Origin of the sequence: Paenibacillus sp. S28 (assembly GCF_016624415.1) — a bacterium.
In the GTDB taxonomy this organism is placed as follows: domain Bacteria; phylum Bacillota; class Bacilli; order Paenibacillales; family Paenibacillaceae; genus Paenibacillus_AQ; species Paenibacillus_AQ favisporus.
Genome location: NZ_JACVTM010000038.1, coordinates 1 through 2020, shown reverse-complemented (window position 1 = coordinate 2020; position 2020 = coordinate 1). Strand labels below are relative to the sequence as shown.

Sequence of the window (2020 nt, the reverse complement as noted above, 5' to 3'; positions counted from 1 at the left end):
TAAATGTTGAGCTTCGTTGACCGCTCCGATGCCGGATCGTTCTTCCGATCGTTGTTGCCCCCAGATTTCCTGAATCGGTAACATGCCTAGGTGGAAATCCGGGGACAAAGGCGAACGCTACCCGCTTCTCCAGAACGATTCCGTCCTCTCCGCTGACCACTGCCTTTAAGCTGCTCTTAGGAGCAGATCTTTTAAATGCATACATTAATCCTTGAAGCCGCTCACTGGGCAGATCATGTAAATGTTGAGCTTCGTTGACCGCTCCGATGCCGGATCGTTCTTCCGATCGCTGTCGCCCCCAGATTTCCCGATCGGTAACATGCCAAGGTGGAAATCCGGGGACAAAGGCGAACGCTGACCGCTTCTCCAGAACGATTCCGTCCTCTCCGCTGGTGCGTGCAATCCGGTACGTGTAATTAACATCAAATACCTCTCGACCAAAAGAAATCTTTACGCAAAAACCTCTCAAGCTGCATGGTGAACCCTATGCACGCTTGAGAGGTTTTTTTGATTTGTAGGAGGCCGAGCCGCTGAGCTAATCGATGGATACGATCTGCCATTCACCGCTTTTATCCTTTTCAAAGTAAAACGTATACCCCATTTTCGATGGATCTTCCCCTCCAATTTGCATAACTCCCATGACAAGAGCCAGAATGCGCACTCCTTCTTCATGCACCTCATCGATATCGGTGAACTACACGGGATTGTCTAACAGGTAGTCATGCCCGGTACCGACATTCGGACCGAGACTTTTATGGAATGCGTCTACATCCCTAGCTACGATCGCATCCACGGTTATGATTCATGCGTAACCTTTATTCCTCCCTATTGAAATGTAGCTTCTGACTTCCCAACTTTTTTGGGCTTTATTCTTATCCCCAAAATGATAAAGGCCACATAAATGACGATCGCAATTGAGTCGATTAACGTATCCGTAAGGGACGAAGCGTCTTGAAATGCGGTTACGCTAAGAATGACCATCAGCCGTACGATCAGAAGCGACACGATCATCCAAGCGGCAAACTGGACCTTCGCTCGATCGCTTTGGAATGACATCCAAATAAACATGACCCCGAAAACCAGATTTTCCGCCGTGATGATGTGCCAAACATACATGAATACCGTCCGTGTCCCCATGGTGATCGCACCTACCTGGAGCTCCGGAAGAACAGCGGATTGCCCGTTCCATGCGTGCGTAACGGCAAACAGTACCGCAAAAATGCCTGCGATCAGGTAATAAAAATTGCTAACCTTGATGCTCATCACATCCCTCCATGAAAATTTCCGTTTCCTTCTTACGGATACCCTGATAAATTTCGCGCACGATCTCCGCCAGCCGCTGGTCTTTTTCTGGATTGAAGTCTCTTAATGTATCGGCGGCTGCGTCGAGCAGCTGACTGACCTTCTGAAGATGGTCAATCTTTTTGCGTGTCTCGGCATTCTTGGCATCAAGGAACGCAGCAACCTCTTGGCAGTAAGCAGGTTCCACCTTCTCCATCCTGTGGAACCCCAACTTCCCCTTGATTTCGTCAAGAGATAAGTCTGCGTACTGCATAATTTGAATGTTCATCAAATCGATGAGATCGTTCTTCGAGTACCTGCGGTATCGATTGTTTTCCCGCGTCGGAGAGACAATTCCGAGACGGTCATAATAGCGGAGTGTATCCTTCGGGATCCCCAGCATCCGTGAAGCTTCTTGTATAGAATAAAGTTTTTCCATGAATTCACAATAACATTGGAGCAGACTCCAAGGTCAAGTCGGTTTTTACATTTTTTTCTTATAAAAATAAAGTGATCCCTGAGTGAATTACAAATCGTGATGGCCTCGCACAAATACAAAAAAGTCACCACGTTGAGTGGTGGCTTAAATTCTAAATATAACTACCATCGCCTTGAGCATAAAGCCTAATCAGCACGTTCCATGTTTCCCCTGCTAACATGCCCGCTACAAAGCACTGTCCTTGCCTCCCCCGTCCTTGCGGTCTGCACAGCCACCGTAAGGACCTTACTCCCCCACTCG

3 protein-coding genes are annotated in these 2020 nt (G+C 47.9%); all 3 read right to left on the bottom strand.

The genetic code is table 11. The features are described 5' to 3' along the window. Positions 1-204: 204 nt before the first annotated feature. A complete protein-coding gene (locus tag IAE55_RS33505) occupies positions 205-423 on the bottom strand; it encodes a hypothetical protein (protein ID WP_200634967.1) in 219 nt (72 codons plus the stop codon). A 402-nt stretch (positions 424-825) separates the two neighbouring features. Next, positions 826-1263, bottom strand: a complete 438-nt coding sequence (locus tag IAE55_RS33500; RefSeq protein WP_200634966.1) for a hypothetical protein — start codon at positions 1261-1263, stop codon at positions 826-828. Further along, positions 1247-1720 (bottom strand): MerR family transcriptional regulator, encoded by a 474-nt coding sequence (locus IAE55_RS33495; RefSeq protein ID WP_200634965.1) that lies wholly within the window; start codon positions 1718-1720, stop codon positions 1247-1249. Before IAE55_RS33495 ends, IAE55_RS33500 begins: the two co-directional genes overlap by 17 nt. Between the last annotated feature and the right edge of the window lie 300 nt (positions 1721-2020).